The sequence below is a fragment of the Adlercreutzia sp. ZJ242 genome (assembly GCF_011038995.1).
Classification (GTDB): domain Bacteria; phylum Actinomycetota; class Coriobacteriia; order Coriobacteriales; family Eggerthellaceae; genus CAAEEV01.
This window is the reverse complement of the sequence record NZ_JAAKEE010000004.1, coordinates 61,101-79,270: the sequence shown is the minus strand read 5'-3', so window position 1 is coordinate 79,270 and position 18,170 is coordinate 61,101. Positions and strand designations below refer to the sequence as shown.

The 18,170-nt window shown below is 67.3% G+C and carries 9 protein-coding genes; 7 read left to right on the top strand and 2 right to left on the bottom strand.

The genetic code is table 11. The features are described from left to right. Positions 1-875: 875 nt before the first annotated feature. The 6 genes from G7Y49_RS02335 (at position 876) to G7Y49_RS02310 (ending at position 11,893) form a co-directional block, all read left to right on the top strand. Positions 876-4,412 carry a DNA-directed RNA polymerase subunit beta gene (locus G7Y49_RS02335; protein WP_165170829.1) on the top strand — a complete coding sequence of 1,179 codons (3,537 nt, stop codon included), beginning with the start codon at positions 876-878 and terminating at the stop codon, positions 4,410-4,412. A 2-nt stretch (positions 4,413-4,414) separates the two neighbouring features. Next, entirely contained in the window at positions 4,415-8,818 is a 4,404-nt protein-coding gene (locus tag G7Y49_RS02330) for a DNA-directed RNA polymerase subunit beta' (RefSeq protein WP_165170827.1), read from the top strand. A gap of 289 nt (positions 8,819-9,107) precedes the next feature. Then, positions 9,108-9,527: a phosphoribosyl-ATP diphosphatase gene (gene hisE, locus G7Y49_RS02325; RefSeq protein ID WP_165170825.1), complete on the top strand. Its 420-nt coding sequence runs from the start codon at positions 9,108-9,110 to the stop codon at positions 9,525-9,527. Then, complete coding sequence (glmM, locus tag G7Y49_RS02320; RefSeq protein ID WP_165170823.1) at positions 9,527-10,900, top strand: phosphoglucosamine mutase; 1,374 nt, start codon at positions 9,527-9,529, stop codon at positions 10,898-10,900. Before hisE ends, glmM begins: the two co-directional genes overlap by 1 nt. A 283-nt stretch (positions 10,901-11,183) precedes the next feature. Then, on the top strand, positions 11,184-11,546 hold the full coding sequence (locus G7Y49_RS02315) for a type II toxin-antitoxin system Phd/YefM family antitoxin (RefSeq protein WP_165170821.1): 363 nt from the start codon (positions 11,184-11,186) through the stop codon (positions 11,544-11,546). Then, complete coding sequence (locus G7Y49_RS02310; protein WP_165170819.1) at positions 11,543-11,893, top strand: type II toxin-antitoxin system RelE/ParE family toxin; 351 nt, start codon at positions 11,543-11,545, stop codon at positions 11,891-11,893. Before G7Y49_RS02315 ends, G7Y49_RS02310 begins: the two co-directional genes overlap by 4 nt. A gap of 137 nt (positions 11,894-12,030) precedes the next feature. Here G7Y49_RS02310 and ppk1 read toward each other — a convergent pair whose 3' ends face one another. Together ppk1 and G7Y49_RS02300 are read right to left on the bottom strand one after the other, a co-directional pair. Next, positions 12,031-15,036 (bottom strand): polyphosphate kinase 1, encoded by a 3,006-nt coding sequence (ppk1, locus tag G7Y49_RS02305; RefSeq protein WP_165170818.1) that lies wholly within the window; start codon positions 15,034-15,036, stop codon positions 12,031-12,033. A 97-nt stretch (positions 15,037-15,133) separates the two neighbouring features. Next, positions 15,134-16,060 carry an exopolyphosphatase gene (locus G7Y49_RS02300; RefSeq protein ID WP_165170817.1) on the bottom strand — a complete coding sequence of 309 codons (927 nt, stop codon included), beginning with the start codon at positions 16,058-16,060 and terminating at the stop codon, positions 15,134-15,136. A 143-nt stretch (positions 16,061-16,203) separates the two neighbouring features. Here G7Y49_RS02300 and G7Y49_RS02295 point away from each other — a divergent pair, with 143 nt between their 5' ends. Then, a complete protein-coding gene (locus G7Y49_RS02295; RefSeq protein ID WP_165170816.1) occupies positions 16,204-17,802 on the top strand; it encodes a polyphosphate--AMP phosphotransferase in 1,599 nt (532 codons plus the stop codon). Positions 17,803-18,170 lie beyond the last annotated feature (368 nt).

Genomic DNA, 18,170 nt, shown 5'->3' with positions numbered 1-18,170 from the left:
CGAAGGCCGTGGGGCCGAAGGCCCGAAAGCACGGAGGCTGTGGAACCGAAAGCTCGAAGGCCCGGAGGCCATGGGGCCGAAGGCCGCTGCGGAACTAAAGGCTGTGGAACCGAGGGCCGTGAGACCGAAAGCTGCGGAACCGATAACGGCGTTTTTCCATCCACTTGTTTGGGGAAGGTGGATGGAAAATGCTCGTTGTCGGTGGTTTGAACCCCTGAAATCGCCGACAACGCGGGTTTTGCAGCCATTTTTTCCAGGAAATCGCCGATAACGGCCTCTTTTCATCCCAAATCGCCAACGGGTGGATGGAAAACAGCCGTTATCGGCGATTCACCCTGGGGAGGGCGAATGGGGGGGGGCAGTCTTCTCGGGGAAATAGATGGCAGCAGCCCCCCTGGGGAGGGCGAATGGAGGCAGCTTGCCTAGAGAGAGCAGGCGGAGGCAGCTCGCCCCAGGGATGGCGAATGGGGGCAGCTTGCTCTGGTGGAGGGCGAAGGGGGGTGGCCTCCCCAGGGAGATTGATGGAGGAGATCTTCTTTGGGAGAAGGATGCCAGCAGCCTGCTTCGGGGAAGCGCATGGCAGCAGCCTTCCCCGGGGGCATGTGGCAGCAGCCTCCCTAGCGAGGCTCATGCTGGCAGTCTTCCCCGGGGGCATGTGGCGACGGTCTGCTTCGGGGAAGCGCACGAGCGTCAGCCCGCCCCGGGAGGGCGAACGACGCCCGTCTTGCCTGATCGCGCGGGGTTTTCTGGCCTCAAATTCCAGCAAATTTCCACAGCTCGTTAAAATTTTTCTTGACTGCGCCACAGGGGCGTTGTATTTTAGCAAATTGCAACTTTTTGCAGATTTGCGATGCGCGTGAAGGAGGAAAAGCCTCGTGGCTCAAGGAGAAAATACCGCTTCCACCAGCCTTTATAGGAATCGCAGAAGCTTCGCCAAGATTCCCGACGTCATGGACGTCCCGAATCTGATCGGCATCCAGACGGATAGCTTCGAGTGGTTCAAAGAAGAGGGCCTGACCCAAGCCTTCGCCGACGTCTGTCCCATCGAGAACAACACGAAGGACATGTGCGTCGAGTTCGGAAGGCATGAGTTCGGCGACCCCAAGTACACGGTCGATGAGTGCAAGGAGAAGGACGTCTCCTACCAGGCTCCGCTCTTCGTGGAGATCCGCTTCATCAACCGCGAGACGGGCGAGATCAAGGAGCAGGACGTGTTCATGGGCGACTTCCCGCTCATGACCCCGCGCGGCACGTTCATCATCAACGGCACCGAGCGCGTCGTCGTGTCCCAGCTCGTGCGCTCCCCGGGCGTCTACTTCGCCGCCGAGCGCGACAAGACGTCTGACAAGACCATCTACAACGCGAAGGTCATCCCGAGCCGCGGCGCGTGGCTCGAGTTCGAGACCGACAAGCGCGACCTGCTCTCCGTGCGCATCGACCGCAAGCGCAAGCAGCCGGCGACCCTGCTCGTGCGCGCGCTCGGCCTGGCCGAGACGAACGAGGAGATCATCGAGCTTCTGGGCAACTCCGAGATGGTGCTGCGCACGCTCGACCGCGACCCCGCCACCACCAAGGAAGAGAGCCTCATCGAGCTCTACAAGCGCTTCCGCCCCGGCGAGCCGCCCACCATCGACAGCGCCCGCACGCTGCTCGAGGGCCTGTTCTTCAACCCGCAGCGCTACGACCTGGCGAAGGTCGGCCGCTACAAGATGAACAAGAAGCTCGGCTACGACCCCGACGAGAACGTCTCCTCCACGCTCACCGACGAGGACATCGTGCGCACCATGCGCTACATCATCGCGCTGCACGAGGGCGAGGAGGGCTTCGCGACCGACGACATCGACCACTTCGGCAACCGCCGCATCCGCACGGTCGGCGAGCTGATCCAGAACCAGTTCCGCATCGGCTTGTCCCGCATGGAGCGCGTCGTGCGCGAGCGCATGAGCATGCAGGAGCCTGACGAGATCACGCCGCAGAGCCTCGTGAACATCCGCCCCATCGTGGCGGCCATCAAGGAGTTCTTCGGCAGCTCCCAGCTGTCGCAGTTCATGGACCAGACCAACCCCGCCGCCGGCATCACGCACAAGCGCCGCCTGTCGGCGCTCGGCCCGGGCGGCCTGTCGCGCGAGCGCGCCGGCTTCGAGGTCCGCGACGTCCACACCTCCCACTACGGCCGCATGTGCCCCATCGAGACGCCTGAAGGCCCCAACATCGGCCTGATCGGCTCGCTGGCGACCTACGGCCGCATCAACCCCTACGGCTTCATCGAGACCCCGTACCGCCGCGTGGTCGACGGCAAGGTGACCGACATCGTCGACTACCTGACCGCCGACGAGGAGGAGAACTACGTCATCGCCCAGGCGAACGACCTGTTCGACCCCGAGACGCGCGAGTACGGCTCCTTCGACAAGGACGGCAACTGGGTCAAGGCCGCCCGCGTGCTCTGCCGCACCAAGAACGCCGCCGGCGAGTTCGGCGAGCCCGACGAGGTGGCGCCCGAGCTCGTGAACTACATGGACGTGTCCCCGCGCCAGATGACCTCCGTGGCCACCTCGCTCATCCCGTTCCTCGAGCACGACGACGCGAACCGCGCCCTCATGGGCTCGAACATGCAGCGCCAGGCCGTGCCGCTGCTGCGCCCCACGGCGCCGCTCGTGGGCACCGGCATCGAGCACCGCATCGCGGTGGACTCCGGCGAGATCCTCGTGGCGCAGCGCCCCGGCGTGGTCGACTACGTCGACGGCCAGACCATCATCATCCTGAACGACGAGGGCGAGTACGACGAGTACCTGATCCCGAAGTTCCAGCGCTCCAACCAGTCCGGCTGCATCAACCACCGCCCGCTCGTCCGCAAGGGCGACGAGGTGGCCGCGGGCGACGTGCTCGCCGACGGCCCGAGCTGCGACGGCGGCGAGCTGGCGCTCGGCCAGAACCTCATGATCGCCTACATGCCGTGGGAGGGCTACAACTACGAGGACGCCATCATCGTGTCCGAGCGCGTGGTGGCCGAGGACCTGCTCACGTCCATCCACATCTCCGAGTACGAGGTCGACGCGCGCGACACCAAGCTCGGCCCCGAGGAGATCACTCGCGAGATCCCCAACATCTCCGACGACATGATCTCCGACCTGGACGCCGACGGCATCATCCGCGTGGGCGCCGAGGTGTTCCCGGGCGACGTGCTCGTGGGCAAGGTCACCCCGAAGGGCGAGACCGAGCTCACCGCCGAGGAGCGCCTGCTGCGCGCCATCTTCGGCGAGAAGGCCCGCGAGGTGCGCGACACCTCGCTCAAGGTGCCGCACGGAAGCGGCGGCCGCGTCATCGGCATCTACCGCTTCTCCCGCGACAACGGCGACGAGCTGGCGCCGGGCGTGAACGAGCTCGTGCGCATCTACGTGGCCCAGAAGCGCAAGGTGCAGCAGGGCGACAAGCTGTCCGGCCGCCACGGCAACAAGGGCGTCATCTCGCGCGTGCTGCCCGTGGAGGACATGCCCTACCTCGCCGACGGCACCCCCATCGACGTCATCCTGAACCCCCTGGGCGTTCCCTCACGCATGAACGTCGGCCAGCTGCTCGAGAACCACCTGGGCTGGGCCGCGAAGTGGGGCTGGTCTGACGAGGAGGAGACCGACGAGGTGGTCGAGGGCCCGATGTACGTGGCCACGCCGGTGTTCGACGGCGCCACCGAGGACGAGATCTCGGACGCCATCGAGAAGGCGAACCGCAACCTCATCAACATGAACCACAAGAAGTACGGCGACATGGCCCGCGACGAGCTGGTCCCCCAGCTCTCCCGCACCGGCAAGACGTGGCTGTACGACGGCCGCACGGGCGAGCAGTTCCGCGAGCCCATCACGGTCGGCCAGACCTACATCCTGAAGCTCGGCCACATGGTCGACGACAAGATCCACGCGCGCTCGACCGGCCCCTACAGCCTCATCACCCAGCAGCCGCTCGGCGGCAAGGCCCAGTTCGGCGGCCAGCGCTTCGGCGAGATGGAGGTGTGGGCGCTCTACGCCTACGGCGCCTCCAACGTGCTGCAGGAGATCCTCACGGTCAAGTCCGACGACACGGCCGGCCGCGTGAAGAGCTACGAGGCCATCGTCAAGGGCGAGAACATCCCGGCGCCCGAGGTGCCCGAGTCGTTCAAGGTGCTCGTGAAGGAGATGAAGTCGCTGTGCCTCAACATCGAGCTCGAGGGGCACAACAACCAGGTCCTGAGCGAGGACGAGACCGGGCAGGACGATCTTGACCAGGCGCTGTTCGAGGCAATCGCCGCCGACGCCCGCAAGACCGAACAAGAGGAGACCGCCAGCGCCATCGACGACATCGCGGCGGAGCTGGGAGAGCTCATGAGCGAGGTCTCCCAGGCAACCGGCAACGACCTCATCGGTGAGGGAGAGGAGGCTTAAAGATGACCACGGAATTCGACGTGAACAATTTCGATGCCCTGCGCATCTCCCTTGCCAGCGCAGAGGACGTGCGCAGCTGGTCGCGCGGCGAGGTGAAGAAGCCCGAGACCATCAACTACCGCACCCTGAAGCCCGAGAAGGACGGCCTGTACTGCGAGAAGATCTTCGGTCCCACCAAGGACTGGGAGTGCGCCTGCGGCAAGTACAAGCGCGTGCGCTTCAAGGGCATCGTGTGCGAGCGCTGCGGCGTCGAGGTGACCCGCTCCAAGGTGCGCCGCGAGCGCATGGGCCACATCGAGCTGGCGGCTCCCGTGAGCCACATCTGGTACTTCAAGGGCTCGCCCTCGCGTCTGGGCTACCTGCTCGACATCCCGCCGAAGGAGCTTGAGAAGGTCCTGTACTTCGCCAGCTCCATCATCACGAGCGTCGACAAGGAGGCGCGCGAGGAGGACGCCGAGGACCTGCGCGACGAGCTGGCCGCCGACCTCGAGGAGCTCGACGCCGAGCGCGACCGCATCATCGAGGCCACCCGCAAGCTCTCGACCGACTACGTGCCCGAGGACGACGACTTCGTCGACGACGTCGACGAGGACGAGCGCCTCACGCCCGAGGAGGTCGAGGAGGAGATCGCCGACATCTACGAGGAGTTCAACGAGCGCAAGGCGCTGCGCCAGGACGCCTTCGACGCCTTCATGAAGATCGAGCCCAAGCAGCTCGTCCCCGACGAGGCGCTCTACCGCGAGATGCGCGCGAACTACCGCGACTACTTCACGGGCGGCATGGGCGCCGAGTCCGTGCGCGACCTGCTCGAGGCCATCGACCTGGAGGCCACGGCCGAGGACCTGCGCGAGGTCATCGCCACGGGCAAGGGCCAGAAGCGCGCCAAGGCCATCAAGCGCCTCAAGGTGGTCGACGCGTTCCTCAAGTCCGACAACAAGCCCTCCGACATGATCCTCGACGTGATCCCGGTCATCCCGCCGGACCTGCGCCCGATGGTCCAGCTCGACGGCGGCCGCTTCGCCACGTCCGACCTGAACGACCTGTACCGTCGCGTGATCAACCGCAACAACCGCCTGAAGCGCCTGCTCGACCTCGGCGCGCCCGAGATCATCGTGAACAACGAGAAGCGCATGCTGCAGGAGGCCGTCGACTCCCTGTTCGACAACGGCCGCCGCGGCCGCCCCGTCACGGGCCCGGGCAACCGTCCGCTGAAGTCCATCTCCGACATGCTCAAGGGCAAGCAGGGCCGCTTCCGCCAGAACCTGCTCGGCAAGCGCGTCGACTACTCCGGCCGCTCGGTCATCGTCGTCGGCCCGCAGCTCAAGCTGCACCAGTGCGGCCTGCCGAGCCAGATGGCCCTGGAGCTGTTCAAGCCCTTCGTCATGAAGCGCCTGGTGGAGCTCGAGTACGCCGCCAACATCAAGGCTGCCAAGCGCGCGGTTGACCGCGGCGCCAGCTACGTGTGGGACGTGCTCGAAGAGGTCATCCGCGAGCACCCGGTGCTGCTGAACCGCGCTCCCACCCTGCACCGCCTCGGCATCCAGGCCTTCGAGCCGGTGCTCGTCGAGGGCAAGGCCATCAAGCTGCACCCGCTCGTGTGCACCGCCTTCAACGCCGACTTCGACGGCGACCAGATGGCCGTGCACGTGCCGCTCGGCGCCGAGGCCCAGGCCGAGGCCCGCGTGCTCATGCTTTCCTCCAACAACATCAAGTCGCCGGCCCACGGCCGCCCGCTGACCGTGCCCACCCAGGACATGATCATCGGCCTGTACTACCTGACCGCGGCGCGCGACGGCTTCCCGGGCGAGGGCCGCGCGTTCATCGACATTGATGACGCCATGAACGCCTACGACGCCCGCGCCGACCTTGACCTGCAGGCCAAGATCTGGGTGCGCCTGCGCGTGGACTGCAAGGTGGCCACGGCCTTCGGCGTGTTCGAGGAGCACAAGGCGGGCGACCGCATCCAGACCACGGTGGGCCGCATCATCTTCAACAACGTGCTGCCCATGGACTACCCCTTCCTGAACTACGAGATGAACAAGAAGGAGATCAGCCGCCTGGTCGAGGACGTCACCAACACCTACGAGCTGTCCGAGGTGCCGCCGATCCTCGACGGCCTGAAGGACGCCGGCTTCCACTACGCCACGCGCGCGGGCGTCACCGTCTCGGTGTACGACGCGACCGTGCCGCCGAACAAGGCCGAGATCCTGGCCGCCGCCGACGAGAAGGTCGCCGCCATCGACGAGGACTACGAGTTCGGCCTGATGAGCGAAGACGAGCGCCACAAGCAGATCGTCGACATCTGGAACGCCGCCAACGAGGAGGTCGGCGAGGCCATGGCCGACAACTTCGACAAGTTCAACCCCATCTACATGATGGCGTTCTCCGGCGCCCGCGGCAACATCAAGCAGATCCGCCAGCTCGCCGGCATGCGCGGCCTGATGTCCGACCCGAAGGGCGAGATCATCGACCGCCCGATCAAGGCGAACTTCCGCGAGGGCCTGTCGGTGTTGGAGTACTTCATCTCCACGCACGGCGCCCGCAAGGGCCTGGCCGACACCGCCCTGCGCACCGCTGACTCGGGGTACCTGACCCGCCGTCTGGTGGACGTGGCGCAGGACGTCATCATCCGCGAGATCGACTGCGGCACCCCCGAGGGCGTGCCCTACCCGATCCTCAACGAGAAGGGCGACCTCGACGAGAACCTCATCGGGCGCTGCCTGCTCGAGGACGTGGAGACTGCGGGCGGAGAGGTGCTCTTCGCCGCCGACACCTACGTCACCTCGATGGCCGACCTCAAGAAGATGCAGGCCGCGGGCGTGGAAGAGGTGGTCATCCGCACCATCATGACCTGCCATGCCGAGCACGGCGTCTGCCAGAAGTGCTACGGCTGGGACCTCGCCACGGCGCGCCCGGTCAACATCGGCACGGCGGTCGGCATCATCGCCGCCCAGTCCATCGGCGAGCCGGGCACCCAGCTCACGATGCGCACGTTCCACACCGGCGGCGTCGCCGGCGAGGACATCACGCACGGCCTGCCGCGCGTCCAGGAGCTGTTCGAGGCGCGCAAGCCGAAGGGCCTCGCCGTGCTCGCGGAGATCGCCGGCACGCTGCAGATCGCGGGCGACAAGACGTCCAAGACGCTCACCATCCACGACCAGGAGGGCAACTTCCGCGAGTACGTGGTGTCGGCGCGCGCCCAGATGCTGCCGGGCGTGACCGACGGCTGCGAGGTCAAGGTGGGCCAGCAGCTCACCAAGGGCTCCGTGAACCCGCACGACCTGCTGCGCCTGACCGACCCGAACACCACGCTGCGCTACATCGTGAGCCAGGTCCAGGGCGTGTACGTGTCCCAGGGCGTGGACATCAACGACAAGCACATCGAGGTCATCGCGCGCCAGATGCTGCGCAAGGTGGCCGTGCTCGACGCGGGTGACTCCGACTTCCTCCCGGGGCGTCAGGTCAACCGCTTCGAGTTCGAGAAGGCGGCCAACGAGCTCATCGCCGAGGGCAAGGAGCCGCCGGTGGGCCAGCCGCTGCTTCTGGGCATCACCAAGGCGTCCCTGGCGACCGACTCGTGGCTGTCCGCCGCGTCGTTCCAGGAGACCACCAAGGTGCTCACCGACGCCGCCATCGAGGGCAAGACCGACCATCTGGCCGGCCTGAAGGAGAACGTCATCATCGGCAAGCCGATCCCGGCCGGCACGGGCCTCTCTCGCTACCGCGACGTGCGCCTGACCTACAAGGGCCGCCCGGTGAGCCCGGTTGCGGGCGACGTGCTGCCCGACTACGCCCCCGACGCGCTGCGCGAGATCGAGGACCTGCTGCCGCAGCCGCAGGACTGGTCGCTTGACGCCGACGGGTACTTCAACGCCGGCTCGAGCTTCGGCGGCTACTACAGCGCGCTGTCGATGGGCCATCGCGGGCACAACCTCTCCGACGAGGACGCGCGCCTCTACATCTACGACGACCTGGGCGTCTCGCAGCGCTGGGCCAACAAGTTCTCCGAGGCGGGCATCGAGACGGTGGCCGACCTGCTCGGGCACACCGAGGAGGACCTGCTGCGCATCGAGGGCATCGGCGTGAAGGCCATCGAAGAGCTCAAGGAGGGCTTGGAGGAGCGCGGCCTCATGCACGTGATCGAGGACGACCTGGCGGCGACGAGCGACGACATGTCGCAGCTGCTCGACATGGTGTTCTCGCCCGACGACACCATCCTCATCGGCGGCGACGAGCCCCCGACGTTCAACACCGACGGCGAGGAGATGCTCGGCGAGGCGCTGCCCCCGCGCTCCTACCAGCGCAACCTCGAGGAGCTCGACGCTCTCCTGGGGTCCGTGGGCGGCCTGGGCTTCGGCCTCACCAGCAAGGAGGACGAAGAGGCGTCCAACAGGCTGGACGACTAGCTGCTAGCAAAGGGGGGCGCGCGAGCTTGCGCGCCCCCTTGCTTTGGCGGGGGGATCTGCCGGTGCGGGAGGCGGGGCAGGCTTGCCGCATGCGACAGAAAGGCGGGGGAATCTGCCGCCGCGGTGGATCTGCCGGTGCGGGAGGCGGGGCAGAGCTCAGTCGCTCGGACAGTCCTGCTCGCGCGAACAGCCCTCGGCTGTTCGGCTCGTGCGGAACTCGCTTGGTGAGCACCGCCCCGCCTCCCTGTGGGGGAGTCTCCCTGCCGAAGCGTTTGACGAAGGAATGACTATGGCGGATAAGACCTATGTACCTGAGGGCGAGGCGGCGCCCGCCTCGCAGATCGGCGCGACGCTCGAGGCGCTCGCGGCCACCATCGCGGCGCGCCGCGGCGCGGGCGCGGAGAGCTACACGCACCAGCTTCTGTGCGGGGAGCTGGACCGGCCGCTGAAGAAGGTGGCCGAGGAGGCCGTCGAGGTGGGCCTGGCGGCGAAGGACGCCGACGCCGCTCGGGGCGCCGACCGCGGCGCAGCGGTCGACCATCTGCGCTACGAGGCGGCTGACGTGGTATACCACCTGATGGTGGTCGTGGAGCGCTTCGGCATCTCGATCGACGAGTTCGCCGCCGAGCTCAACAACCGCATGACCGACGCGGAGCGCCCTCAAGGCGCGGTCCGCTTGCACGACGAATTTGTGAGAAGGGGAAAGTAATGGCCCGTCTTTTTGGAACTGACGGCGTTCGCGGCGTGGCGAACGTCGAGCTGACGAACGAGATCGCCTACCGCTTGGGGCAGGCCTCCGCCGAGTTTCTCGGCAAGACCATCGTGGTGGGCAAGGACACGCGCCTGTCGGGCGACATGCTCGAGGCGGCGCTCGTGGCCGGCATCACGAGCGCGGGCGGCACGGCGCTGCTCGCCGGCGTGATCCCCACGCCGGGCGTGGCGCTGCTCGTGCGCGAGCTCAACGCCGCGGGCGGCGTGGTCATCTCGGCCTCGCACAACCCGCCGGAGTACAACGGCATCAAGCTCTTCGACGCCGAGGGCTTCAAGCTTCCCGACGCGGTGGAGGACGAGATCGAGGCGTTCATCACGGCGGGCGGCCTCGAGGGCCGCGTGGCGGCCGCGCGCGCGGCGGGCGACGAGGAGGCCGCGATGCCCTCTGGTCCTGACCTGGGCGTTGCCGTCGAGGTCGAGGACGCCTGCGAGATCTACGTGGAGCACGCGGTGCGCTCCATCGAGCGCCAGGGCATCAGCTTCGCCGGCATGACCATCGCGCTCGACACCGGGCACGGCGCCTCATCGCTCACGAGCCCCGCGGCCCTGAAGCGCCTCGGCGCCGACGTGGTGGTGATCAACGACGACTACGACGGCACCGACATCAACGTGAAGTGCGGGAGCACCCACCTCGAGCCCCTGCGCGAGCTCATGGCCGAGAGCGGCGCCGACGTGGGCATCGCGCACGACGGCGACGCCGACCGCGTGATGCTCATGACGCCGGCGGGCGACGAGATCGACGGCGACATCGTGGAGGCCGTGTGCGCGCTCGACATGAAGAAGCGCGGCGTGCTCGCCGGCAACACGGCCGTGTCGACGGTGATGTGCAACCTCGGGTTCGTGCACGCCATGCGCGACGCCGGCATCGACGTGGTGCAGACCAAGGTGGGCGACCGCTACGTGCTCGAGGAGATGCGCGAGCACGGCTACGCCATCGGCGGCGAGCAGTCGGGGCACATGATCCTGCTCGAGCACAACTCCACGGGCGACGGCCTCATGACGGCCGTGCAGTTTCTGGCCGCGGTCAAGCGCTCGGGGGTGCCGGTCGAGGAGACCATCAAGGTCATGACGAGGTTCCCGCAGGTGCTCATCAACGTGCGCGTGAGGGACAAGCACGCGGTGGGCGAGAGCGCGCAGGTGGCCGAGGCCGTGGCGGCGGCGGAGGCCGCGCTCGGCGATGACGGCCGCGTGCTGCTGCGCCCCTCCGGCACCGAGCCGGTGGTGCGCGTGATGGTGGAGGCGCTCGACGAGGCAGCCGCCGACGAGCACGCGAAGGCGATCGCCGCGGTGGTCGCCGGCGTGGAGGGCTAGCCACGACGCCAGCTCGACGTGCGAGTTCGGAGCGCCTGCAAGGCGCGTAAGGCATGAGGGCCGGGATTGCATCTGCGATCCCGGCCCTTTTTTGCGCATCTTGCTCATGACACTGGAGGCACCTGTGCTCTGGGGCATCGATGGTGCAGATGCGCGGCAAGCAAGCTATGCGGTGTCGGGGCGACGCTCGCATAGGCAGACCATCTTCTTGATCTCCTTGAAATTGAATATTAAAATACGGAAGATAGTATGCAATCTACAGTGCATTACAAGGAGGATCAACATGACGCCTGCTGTTCTCGAGAAGCCGAGGTTCAACGTCGATCAGCTCACTTCTGCCACCGAGGCGGCGAAGAGATTCTCCGAGGTGCGCAAGCGCGCGAAGAAGGAGCCTCAGTTCATAACGGATCGCAATGCGGTCGACTCCGTCATCATGTCTTATGAAGAGTTCGAGGCCATGTACTGCGAGCTTGCGGGTTACCGCGAACGCGAGCTGCTCGCCGTCGCTGCCGCGCGCATCGCCGAGGGTGACGTCGACGCGGGCCGCGAGCGCGTCAGCTTAGAAGACGCCATGGGCGAAGACGGCTACGCCGCGTACCTGGCCTGCGACGCTGACTCCGTTTCCGACGAGGACCTGTTCGAATGAGCGGCAGATTCCAGGTGGTCTTCTACAACGAGGCCGCCGCCAAGGAGTACCGCAAGCTCGACGGCTCGACGAAGAAGCTGGTCAACGTAGCGCTCAAGAAGCTGGAGACGCGGGCTGACGAAATCGGCACCCCTCTCGAGCGTGAGCTGTCGGGCTGCAAGAAGCTCAAGTGGCGCAATGCCGGCCTTCGCATGGTGTTCAGGATTGTCGACGAGAATACCGTTGAGGTCGTGGAGATCATAGCGATCGGGCAGCGTGACAACGAGCGGGTCTACAAGCTTGCAACGCGCAGGCTCGAGGCGCCTGGCGGCAGGATCGGGGTGAAAGGCAAGAAGCCTGAGCATTAGGCGATCTCTTCGCATGGAGGCGCTTAACAGGAAGGGGGCGGAGCCGCATCTTGCAGCTCCGCCCCCTTCTGCGTCAGGGAATGTCGTGCGCGACATGGCGTCGGGGCTTTGGGTCCGGCGGCGCGCCCATACGTTCGCTACTTCCGCCTTCCCAGGGCGCCGAGCAGGCGGCTCAGGAGGCCGGGGCGCTTGGCGGGGCGGGGAGCCTCGCGGCGGGCCAGGGCGTTCTCGCGCGCCGCCTCGGCAGCCTGCTTGGCGGCGTCGGCTGCGGCGGTCCCGGCGTTGCGGGCCGCCTGGCGGGCTGCCCGCGCGGTGGTGCTCCGCGCGCTGCGCGCCGCGTCAGCCGCGCTGGCCCCCATCTGCTTGGCCGCGTCAGCCGCCACGCTGCCGGCCGACTTCGCCACGCTCGCGGCGACGCCCCCGGCGACGACGGCCGCGCTGCCCGCCGCATGCGCTACGCTGGTGGCGGCGCTCCTCGCAGCCGCCTTGGCGCGCTCGATCTGCTCGGGGCTCGGCGTGGTGGCGTGCGCGCGGGCGCTCTCGCCGCCGAGCTCGCCGGGCATCTCGTCCACCTCGTCGGAGGCAGCCTCGTCCTCGACGGGCGTGGCCTCGACGACGATCTCCTCGACGGCGGCCTCAGCCGCGCCAGCCGCGCCACCCGTGCCGGCGCCCGCGCCCGCGCCCTCAGCCTCGGCCGCCTTGCCCGCGGTCCCGGCGGCGATCCCGGCAGCCACGGTCCCGGCCGCGCCCACCGTCGCGCTTGCGACGCCGGCCGCCTCGCCGACGCTCATGAAGACCTTCCCCGCCACCGTTGTGGCCTCGTCCTCGTCGATCGCGGGGACGTCCACGAACTCGGACACCTCCTCGCCGAGGGGCTCGTGCGCGAACGCGCGCCCGCCCACGCTGATGCGGTTGGCCTCGCGGTGCGCCTCGAGCTCGGCGGCGGCCAGGTGCTTGCGCTGCGCCTCGGCGATCAGGTAGTTCTGCGAGTCGAACAGAGGAGCGCCCGCCTCGGCGAAGTACCCGAGCTCGGTGTAGGCGCTCGTGGGCAGAAGCTCGCGCAGCTTGGCGGTGTCGCTCATGCAGGTGGCCAGGTACCCGAGCACCTGGTCGCGCAAGTCGTTGTTCAGGATGGGCCAGGCGATCTCGATGCGCTTGTCCATGTTGCGCGTCATGAGGTCGGCGCTCGACAGGTACACCTTGCAGTCGTCAAGCGGGCCGAAGCAGTAGATGCGGCTGTGCTCGAGCAGGCGCCCCACGATGGACACCACGCGCACGCGGTCGGTGAACCCCTCCACGCCCGGCACGATGCAGCTGATGCCGCGCACGAACAGCGTGCAGTCGACGCCGGCCTGCGACGCCTCGGCGATCTTGTCGATGACCTCCTTGTCGGTCACCGAGTTCGTCTTGAAGTACAGCCCGCAGGGCTCGCCTTTTCGCGCGAGCGCGATCTGCTCGTCGATCCCGGCGATGATGTTCTGCTTGATCTGCAGCGGCGCCACCCACAGGATGTCGTAGCTGTCGGAGGCGTTCTCAAGCGCCATGTTGCGGAAGAACTGCACGGCGTCGCGCCCGATGGAGGGGTCGCTCGTGATGAAGGAGAAGTCGGTGTACAGACGCGCCGTCTTCTCGTTGTAGTTGCCCGTGCCGAGCTGCGTGATGTGCTGCAGGCCGCCGTCGGTCTGGCGCGTGATGCAGCACACCTTCGAGTGCACCTTGAAGTCGCGGAAGCCGTAGATCACGTGGCATCCGGCCTGCTCGAAGCGCTGCGACCACTCGATGTTGTTACTCTCGTCGAAGCGGGCGCGCAGCTCGAACAGCGCCGTGACCTCCTTGCCGGCCTCGGCCGCCGCGATGAGCGCCTCGGCGAGGTGCGAGTGGCTGGCCAGGCGGTACAGCGTGATCTTGATGGAGATCACCTTCGGGTCGGCCGCGGCCTCGCGCAGGAGCTGCACGAACGCGTCCATCGACTCGTAGGGGTAGGACAGCAGCACCTCGCGCTCGCTCACCTGGTCGATGATGGGGCGGTTGCGGTCGAGGCACGCGGGCCACTGGGGCGTGAACGGCGTCTGCGCGAGGGCGGCGCGCTTCTTCGCCGACACGCGGCCGGCGAGCCCCCAGGTGAAGCCGAGGTCGAGCGGCACCGAGGTCACGAACGTCTGGTGCTCCTTGAGCCCGAGCTTCTCGAGGAGGAGGGGCTTCACGGTGCTCGACAGCTCGCGCTCGCTCTCGAGGCGCACCGGCGCCAGGCGCGAGCGCTTCTTCAGGATGCGCTTCATGTGCTCGCGGTAGTCGTCGCCGTGCTCGTCAGTGCCCTCGGTGGCGTCGAGGTCGGCGTTGCGCGTCACGCAGATCACGTTGGTGTGCTTCACCTTGTACATGGAGAACACCTCGGCGGCGTACATCTCGATCACGTGCTCGAGCAGGATGAACGAGGTCCCCTTGCCCGGCAGCTGCACCACGCGGTCGCACTGGCGCGGCAGCGGGATGAGGCCGAGCGTCACGCCCACGGCGCCGAGGTCCTTGGTGGCGCGCGCCTCGCGGGCGGCCTCCTTCGCCGCGGCCTTCCCGGCCTTGTCGGCCTTCGGGTCCTTCGCGCGGGCCTTCTTGTCCTTCTTCGGCAGAGCGCGCTCGTCGAGGCGCACCACGATGTAGAGCGCGCCGTTCTCGAGGTGGGGGAAGGGGTGGCGCGCGTTGATGATCTGCGGCGAGAGGAACGGCATGACCTGGGCGTGCACGTAGTCGTCGAGGAAGGAGCGCTGGTCGTCGGAGAGGTCGGCGGCGCGCACGTTCTCGATGCCCTCGGCGGCGAGCTGCGCGCGCAGGTCCTCGTAGGTGTGCTCGTAGTACGGGTACAGCTCGTGGCAGCGCGCGTAGATGGCGTCGAGCTGCTCGGCGGGCGTCATGCCCGACTTCGAGTCGATGATCGACTTCTTGACCAGCGCGAGGTCGGTCAGGCTGCCGACGCGCACCATGAAGAACTCCTGGAGGTTGCTCCAGAAGATGGAGATGAAGTTCAGGCGGTCGAGCAGGGGCACGGTGGCGTCGGCGCCCTGGTCGAGGACGCGCTTGTTGAAGGCGAGCCAGGACAGTTCGCGGTTCTGCATGTAGGGGAGTCTGACGGGTGCGGCGTTACGGTCCATAGCATCTCGCTTTCTCTTATGGGGACGACGGCATGCGCGCGCAAGGCGCGCAAGCGTCAGTAAGGGCTTGGGGCGCGCCAGGGAAGCCTCGAAAAGCCTACGCTTCCAGTATACGCCTAATGAGGAACCCTTCGCGTACGCCGTACTTGCATATTTCCAAACTCTCGGCGCCGAGCGCGCGCATGAGCGTGATCGCGATGAGGCAGCCGGGCACGAGCGTGTGCAGGCGGTCGGGCGTGGCCTTCACGGCCAGGTGCGCGAAGGTGCGCGGGTTGCGCGCCAGGAGGGCCAGGAGCGCGTCGAGCTGGTGGAGCTCGAGCGTGCGCGGGCGGCCGGACGTGCCGAAGGCGGCGGCGTACATCTTGGCTGCGGCGCGCGTGGAGCCGCCGACGCCGTACAGGCGCGCGGCACGGTACGGCTCGAGGTCGCCGAGCGTGTCCAGGTGCGCGGCGAAGGCGTCCTCGATGACGTGCATCTCGTCATGCGTGGGCAGGATCATGCTCACGAACTGGGCGTACGACGACACGCTGCCCTGCGGCAGGCTCACGCCGCAGCTGTCGGCGCCGCCCTCCACGCGCGTGAGCTCGGTCGAGCCGCCGCCGATGTCGATGAGCGTGCCGCGCTCGATGTCACGGTCGCACGTGGCGCCCACGAACCCCAGGTGCGCCTCGTCGCGCGCGGAGAGCAGCTCGACGGGCAGCCCGATGGCGTCGCTGATGGCGCGCGTGGCGGCCTTCGAGTTCGAGCAGTTGCGCAGCACGGCGGTGGCGAACACGCGCACGCGATCGCAGCCCACGTTGCGCGCGCGGCGCAGGTGCTCGGCGAGCACCTCCACGGCGCGGTCGATGCCGGCCTGGGTGAACACGCCGTCGCTCACGTAGGCGGAGAGCCCCGCGATCTTCTTCTCGTTGATGACGCTGTGGAAGTCCTTCTTCGAGAAGGGCTTGCGGGCGCTGCCAGCCACCTCGTAGACCACCAGGCGAATGGAGTTCGATCCCAAGTCGATGACGCCGTAGTATGCCATGAGCCTCCCTCTCCGCCCGCCCGAGGGCGCGCAGCCAGCGATAACAGTGATAATATGATCCTATCTTATCAGTTTCGATGGAATTTAGGCGCGTTCGCATGCCTGCGGGTGATGTGCGCGGGCGCGCGCGAGGAGGCACTGCCATGCTTGAGAAAGTCGACTTCAGCCAAAAGCCCCTGACGAAGGAAGCGTACAAGCAGGACTACGACGAGCTCGTCGACCGGCTGGTGGTGCTCCAGCAGCAGGCGCGCGAGCAGGGCGTGGGCCTGGTGGTGCTGTTCGAGGGATGGAACGGCGCGGGCAAGGGCAGCCGCATCTCCGACCTCATGTACAACCTCGACGCGCGCGCGACCAGCGTGTACGTGGCGTCTGACGTGGACGCGTCCAAGGTGCGCGACTTCCCCGGGCGCGCGAGCGGCGTGTCGGACTACTTCCCGCTCATGCAGGAGTACTGGCAGGCGCTCGGCGAGCGCGGCGGCATCACGTTCTACGACCGCGGCTGGTACACCAAGGCCACGCAGCGCATGCTCGCGCGCACGGCGGGGGAGCTCCTGCACCCGCGCGAGGGCGCGCGCCACTACCTCGAGCCCATCCGCGACTTCGAGCGCCAGCTCACGAGCGACGGCTACGTGGTGGTGAAGTTCTTCATCCACGTGACGAAGAAGGCCCAGCGCAAGCGCCTCGAGCGCCTCTACGACGACCCGGCCACGCGCTGGCGCGCGCCCGAGAAGAAGCTCGCCAGCACGCGCAGCTACGAGGACCAGTACGAGCTGTACGACCGCCTGCTCGAGGGCAGCAACTTCGACTTCGCGCCGTGGGTGCTCGTGAACGGCGAGGACAAGCGCGCAGCCAACCTGTCCATCGCGCGCACGCTCGTGAGGGCCTTCGAGGACGCGCTCGCCCGCAAGGCGCACCGGGACAAGCAGGCCATCGCCGCGGTGGAGCCCGGCACCCCGCCCGAGGAGGCCGCGCGCATCCAGCACGCGTTCGCGCCGGCGGCCTCGCGCTTCTCCATCACGGCCGACTACCCGCAGGTGGACACCATCGACCACACGCTCGCCCTTGAGCGCGACGAGTACAAGAGAGAGCTCAAGCAGCTGCAGAAGCGCCTGTTCCGCTTGGAGAACATGATGTACCAGGCGCGCATCCCGCTCATCATCATGTACGAGGGCTGGGACGCCGCCGGCAAGGGCGGCAACATCAAGCGCGTGGCCCAGGCGCTTGACGCGCGCGCCTACACCATCTTCCCGAGCCCCGCGCCCACGAAGTTCGAGCTGGCCCACCCGCACCTGTGGCGCTACTGGACGCGCCTGCCCAAGGCGGGGCATGTGGGCATGTACGACCGCTCGTGGTACGGGCGCGTGCTGGTGGAGCGCGTGGAGGGCTTCGCCACGCCCGACCAGTGGTCGCGCGCCTACGACGAGATCAACGAGTTCGAGCACGACCTGGTCGACTGGGGCGCCATCCTGCTGAAGTTCTGGGTCGACGTGAGCCCCGAGGAGCAGCTGCGCCGCTTCGAGGCGCGCGCGGCCGACCCCTCCAAGCAGTGGAAGATCACGCCGGACGACTGGCGCAACCGTGAGAAGTACCCGCAGTACAAGAGCGCCATCGATGACATGTTCCGCCTGACCTCGACCGTCTACGCCCCCTGGGTGGTCCTCGAGAGCGACAACAAGCTCCACGCCCGCGTGAAGGCCCTGCGCACCATCGTGGACGCCCTGGAGGAGCGCCTGGGAAAGTAGGGGCGGCGTTGCTTGCGGAAAACGAGGGGTCGCGCTAGTATGTTCGGATGCATGACTCGACCCGCGCGCAGCGCGCGCCTGACGCCGAAGAGGTAGCCTTATGAGCTTTATTCCCATGGAAGCGGTCTGGGTGATCGTCGCGATCATCGTCTTGATCATCGTGATCTTCATCGCGAAGGGCTTCATCGACGAGATGAAGAAGTAGCATCCGATGAGCGTCTCGCCTCGCATCGCAGCGCGTTCGCGCATGAGCTCCGCGTCGCGTTGCCAGGCAGGATGAATTGCATGTTAAACCTCGTGGGCGCCCCCGACGACCGGGGGCGCCTCCTATTATGATGGCGTCATGTCGTTTTGAGAGGACCTTATGG

Coding starts and splice junctions, on each gene's coding strand:
- G7Y49_RS02330 (WP_165170827.1), top strand. CDS start 4,415: ATGACCACGGAATTCGACGTGAACAATTTCGATGCCCTGCGCATCTCC.
- hisE (WP_165170825.1), top strand. CDS start 9,108: ATGGCGGATAAGACCTATGTACCTGAGGGCGAGGCGGCGCCCGCCTCG.
- glmM (WP_165170823.1), top strand. CDS start 9,527: ATGGCCCGTCTTTTTGGAACTGACGGCGTTCGCGGCGTGGCGAACGTC.
- G7Y49_RS02315 (WP_165170821.1), top strand. CDS start 11,184: ATGACGCCTGCTGTTCTCGAGAAGCCGAGGTTCAACGTCGATCAGCTC.
- G7Y49_RS02310 (WP_165170819.1), top strand. CDS start 11,543: ATGAGCGGCAGATTCCAGGTGGTCTTCTACAACGAGGCCGCCGCCAAG.
- ppk1 (WP_165170818.1), bottom strand. CDS start 15,036: ATGGACCGTAACGCCGCACCCGTCAGACTCCCCTACATGCAGAACCGC.
- G7Y49_RS02300 (WP_165170817.1), bottom strand. CDS start 16,060: ATGGCATACTACGGCGTCATCGACTTGGGATCGAACTCCATTCGCCTG.
- G7Y49_RS02295 (WP_165170816.1), top strand. CDS start 16,204: ATGCTTGAGAAAGTCGACTTCAGCCAAAAGCCCCTGACGAAGGAAGCG.